The 4,805-nt window shown below is 54.3% G+C and carries 3 protein-coding genes and 2 pseudogenes; 3 read left to right on the forward strand and 2 right to left on the reverse strand.

What is annotated here, in order from left to right:
* Positions 1-70: 70 nt before the first annotated feature.
* Positions 71-793, reverse strand: a complete 723-nt coding sequence (tadA, locus tag HMPREF3066_RS07355) for a tRNA adenosine(34) deaminase TadA (RefSeq protein WP_070441708.1) — start codon at positions 791-793, stop codon at positions 71-73.
* Between the two features lie 15 nt (positions 794-808).
* Positions 809-1,750, reverse strand: a complete 942-nt coding sequence (gene miaA / locus HMPREF3066_RS07360; protein ID WP_070441692.1) for a tRNA (adenosine(37)-N6)-dimethylallyltransferase MiaA — start codon at positions 1,748-1,750, stop codon at positions 809-811.
* A 453-nt stretch (positions 1,751-2,203) separates the two neighbouring features.
* On the opposite strand from miaA, the pseudogene HMPREF3066_RS12360 reads away from it, so the two are divergent.
* From HMPREF3066_RS12360 to HMPREF3066_RS07370, 3 genes and pseudogenes are all read left to right on the forward strand, one after another.
* Positions 2,204-2,501, forward strand: a pseudogene (locus HMPREF3066_RS12360) (phage GP46 family protein).
* Between the two features lie 25 nt (positions 2,502-2,526).
* A pseudogene (locus HMPREF3066_RS07365) lies at positions 2,527-3,285 on the forward strand (baseplate J/gp47 family protein); the annotation flags it as partial.
* A 59-nt stretch (positions 3,286-3,344) separates the two neighbouring features.
* Entirely contained in the window at positions 3,345-4,331 is a 987-nt protein-coding gene (locus HMPREF3066_RS07370) for a hypothetical protein (RefSeq protein WP_141743193.1), read from the forward strand.
* The last annotated feature ends 474 nt before the right edge of the window (positions 4,332-4,805 follow it).

A 4,805-nucleotide genomic window follows, 5' to 3' on the forward strand; every position in this document is an offset into this window, starting at 1 on the left:
CACTTCAAATGCGAATCCGCCGTCGTCTGAAATCTTGGATTTAAGTTTTCAGACGACCTTTTTTTTGCGCTTAATACTGTTTGCGCTTCGTCTGAAAAAACGCCTGCAAAACGGCTTTGCATTCGTCTTCCAAGATGCCGCCTTTGATTGCCGTGTGTTTGTTCAGCAGCGGATTGGCAAACAGATTGACTACGCTGCCCGCGGCGCCGGTTTTGGGTTCTGCCGCGCCGTAGATGACGCGGCGGACGCGGGCTTGGATGATGGCGGAGGCGCACATGGCGCAGGGTTCGAGCGTGATATAGAGGTCGCAGCCGTCGAGGCGGTAGTTTTGGAGGGCGGCACCTGCGGCGGCAAGGGCACGGATTTCGGCGTGGCGGCTAATGTCGTGGTCGCTGACGCAGGTGTTGTGGGCGGCGGCGATGATTTGATTGTTGGAAACGACGACCGCGCCGACAGGGATTTCGCCGATGAGGGCGGATTGTTCTGCCTGCACCAAGGCGGCGCGCATGAAGGTTTCCATTTCAGACGACGTGGGGAAAACGGCGACGGGCGGATGGTTTTTAAGGGCTTGTTCCAAAGCGGTTTTCTGCGTTTGCGGCAGCTCTTGCAGCTTGATGCCAAGCAGCAGGGCTTCGAGTTGCCAAAGCGTGCTGCGGGTGACGGTCAGTCCGGCGGCTTTGAGTAGCAGGAAGGCTTGGACGGAACCGGTGTCGTGCAGCTCCTCTACGCTGCGGATGCCGAGGGCTTGCAGGGCGGCTAAGGTTTGCGGGGCGACGGGCGGCGTGGTCAACAGGGTCGGCATGGCGTTTTAGATTTGGAAATGGCGGCGGACGAGTGCCAAGGTCGTCTGAACGTGGTTGCCGTCGGTGTAGGGGTCGATGCTGTGCGCCAATGGGATTTTGCGCAGCCAAGTGAGTTGGCGCTTGGCAAGCTGGCGGGTGGCGGCGATGCCTTTTTCGACAAAGGTGTCGTAATCGGTCAAGCCTTCGAGGTAATCCCATGCCTGCCGGTAGCCGACGCAGCGCATGGAGGGCATATCGGCGGTCAGCTCGGGATATTTTTGGCGCAGGGCGCGCATTTCGTCGATGAAGCCTTGTTCCAGCATTTGCGTGAAACGGCGGGCGATGTTTTCGTGCAGCAAGGCGCGGTTTTCGGGAATCAGGGCGGTGGTGCAAAGGTCGAGCGGCGGGGTGTAGTCGGCTTTTTCGGCAAAATGCGCACTCAAGGGCTTGCCGGTCAGGCGGTACACTTCCAAAGCGCGTTCGATACGTTGGCTGTCGTTCGGTTTCAGACGACCTGCGGTTTCAGGGTCTATGGTTTGCAGGCTTTGATACAGATGCGCCAAGCCGTATTGTTGTTTTTCTTCCTGCAACCGGGCGCGCACGGCGGCATCGGCTTCGGGCAGGTCGTTCAAGCCTTCGGTCAGCGCGTGGAAATACATCATCGTGCCGCCGACAATCAAAGGCAGCCTGCCGCGCGCGCGGATTTCCTCCGCCAGCTGCACGCAATCGCCGACAAACTCCGCCGCGCTGTAAGACTCCGTCGGCGGGATGATGTCGATAAGGTGGTGCGGTACGGCATCAAGCTCGGCAGCCGTCGGCTTTGCCGTGCCGATGTCCATATCGCGGTACACCAGCGCGGAATCGAGGCTGATGATTTCGACCGGCAGGGCTTCGGCGATTTTCAAGGCAAGGGCGGTTTTCCCGCCGGCAGTCGGGCCGAGGATGGCAAAGGCTTTTGGGGTGTTCATATCAAAAGGAGCGTGGGGAAACGGACGGATTATAGCAAAAGGTCGTCTGAAAACGGTTCAGCGTTGGATTGAGGAACGATATTTTCAGACGACCTTATATATTGCCACCCGAAAGGGACGGCTTTTTGTTTAAGGGGTTGAAACACTTATGCTCCGATAGCCCGTCTGAAAACAGGACAATGCCAACATGGACAAGCAACTGGACACAAGCAGCGGCGACTACACAGGCCGCACGACCAACAACCTGCAAAACGCAGTTTATATGTAGGAAATCGTCGCGTTGTTTACACTTTTTCTACGGCGGACAGCTTTTGTTTTTGCTTGAATGATTCTTAGACAGCTATCCGGCATTATCAAGAACAGAGCGGGTTTCCCGTGTCTATCGACATTCTTGACAATGCCGGATAGCTGCTCAAACGGGTCTTCAGGCAAAAGCCAAAAGTGTAAACAACACTGTTGATTTCTACAGTTTATATCCGCCTGCTGACGCCTTTGGGGAGTTGGTGGGCGGAAGACAGTCGGCTCGCTGCTGCACCTGTTGCAGCGTGAGAAAGACTTGGAGCGCGTCCGCCTGTTGGCGGAGCAGTATGCGTCAGAAGCCTTACAGCCAATCGTCAACAGCGGCAGGGCTGACAGTATAGACGTCAGGGCTGAGCAACCAGAAAGCGGCGGTCTGATACTGCGTATCCGCGTCCAAACCTCCGCAGGAACGTTTGATTACACAGCCAGCCATAAAGTCCCCCTGATTTAAAACCGATTTAAAAGGCAATTGACCCGTGTTTAAAACCCCGACATTCGAGGAAATCCGCGAAGCGATACTGCGCGATACGAAGAGTATTTGGCCGTCGGCAGACGTCAGCGAGGACAGCGACCATTTCGTCCACACCAGCCGTTTGGCGAGCTGCGCGGCGGGGCAGTATGCACACCAGCACTGGATTGCGCGTCAGATTTTCCCGGATACGGCGGACAGCGGTTATTTGGAGCGGCACGCCGCCATGCGCGGTATTTACCGCCGAAACCCGACCACCGCCACGGGCGAAGCGGTATTGACAGGCATTTCAGGTAGCCGCATTTCAGCCGGACTGCAAATCAGAGCAGGCAATCGGATGTATCAGGTACGTTTCGCAGGTGAAATCGGCGCAAGCGGCATAGGTAGGGTCAGAATCACAGCATTGGAGGCAGGAGCGGCGGCTAACATCCGCGAAACGGCTGCCGAGATGATGGCGGCTCCGGTCGGCGTGTCATCTGACTGCACCGTATCGGCTCAGGGCGGTACGGACGGTGAAACCGACGCCTCGCTCTTGGCGCGGCTGTTGGAAATTCTGCGCCGTCCGCCTGCAGGAGGCAACAAGTACGACTACCAAAATTGGGCATTGAGCGTTGACGGCGTTACGGCGGCTTATGTGCACCCGTTGCGCCGAGGCTTAGGGACTGTGGATGTGGTCATCACATCCGAAAACGGACTCCCTTCAGACGAGACGGTTAAAAAAGTACAGGACTACGTTGAGGACGCGCTGCCTGCGGATTTGAAAAACAAGGTGCGCACGCGCTGGTACGAAACCAATGAGCGGCCGGAAGAAGTCCTGAAAAAATTGTGCAGTTGATCCAGGCGTTTTTGGACAAGCTGCCGTCAAACGTATACATAAGCTCCCGCGGTGGCGTGTTCCCGACGACCAAAAATAAAGGCTATGCGCCGGATTTTTATGGAGAGGACAACCGTACGGTCAGCCGTGGCGTTAAGCTTAATGGTCAGCCTCATCCCATCACGATGACCCTGCATGGTGGTCAATCGTGTTTGTCGCTTCGACGATTTATGTTTAATACTATCGACTTCAGTAAGGCGTGGTTTATCGTCGAGGAGATGGGGCAAGACGTATTCCACTTGTGCGACGGGTCTGATGGTAACCGCATTATTCATGGCGGTAATATCCGCACCCGAGCATATCTCAAATATGGTTACGTTCGCGGGGCTGATTTAGATAAGATGCTGTTCCGCCCCATTGATGGGTGGACGAAGGAGCGTCCTCACATTGGTACCGGATTGGCCGAAAAAGGTACGGCGGAGGCCGGTCTGAACAGCACGACCTATCCGATAGTCGATAATGATTGCTATCTTAACAACAGCCTGATTACCGAACATATTACCCAGTTCCCCGGCTTTAATAAGGACAAAATTTTCGACCTGATTCGCTCCAAGTCGGGCGAACGGTATCTCAGCGCGGGCGGCCACTTCGATGCAAACGGAGAGTCAGCTAACCCACCGGCAAATAGCGATGGAGCCGTGCAAAGCCAGCCAGCCGCTAATCGATTTGCCAACCTCAAGCGCAGTATCAGCTTTTTTGGCGACTCGACAAATGCGCGCATTGGAGACCACGCAATAAAAGTAGCAAAAGACGATAACATCCCAGTTATCAACAATGCCCAAGGCGGCAGCTTGGCATCCTATGCGCTTATGTCGATGGATGGGTCTCCTGTTGATGTTAAATTTAATGTCGATACCATTCCAGCAAAAGGCCAGAATGTGTTTGTAGAGGGAGAATTGGTTTACGGCGAAAATGTGAATCCATTCATTTTGCATTAAAATTTTGTCATTATTGGGCGGAATTGAAGTCTCTATCGTAGGGCAGTCTGCAAATGTCAAAATCTACCTGCGCTACAACCAGTCCCATAGTGTCGTTGTAGGCGATAAATATCCCGTACGCCTAAAAATAGTGGCGGCATCGATGGCATTGGCGTCCTTGCCACTGGTAAAAACGGTGTTAACGGCGCTAACTGGGGCAATTGGCAGGCGGAGTTAGAGCGTGTTAAAGGGTACATCCAAAAGTGTATCGCCCTTGTACAGTCAAAAGATACACCTCGATATATTGTCTTGCCTATTTGGGCTGATAACAAGGCGGAATGGTCTAAAGAAGAACATCCCTAACGCCATCAGCTTAAAGATGAGCTAAACAAGTGGATACGCACAACGTACGGCGAAAACGTATATGACATTGAGTCGTACATGTTGTCAGAGCAGATTTGGGCGGATACTGGAATCACGCCAAATGAGGCTGAC

Source organism: Neisseria sp. HMSC03D10 (genome assembly GCF_001807625.1).
GTDB lineage: Bacteria > Pseudomonadota > Gammaproteobacteria > Burkholderiales > Neisseriaceae > Neisseria > Neisseria mucosa.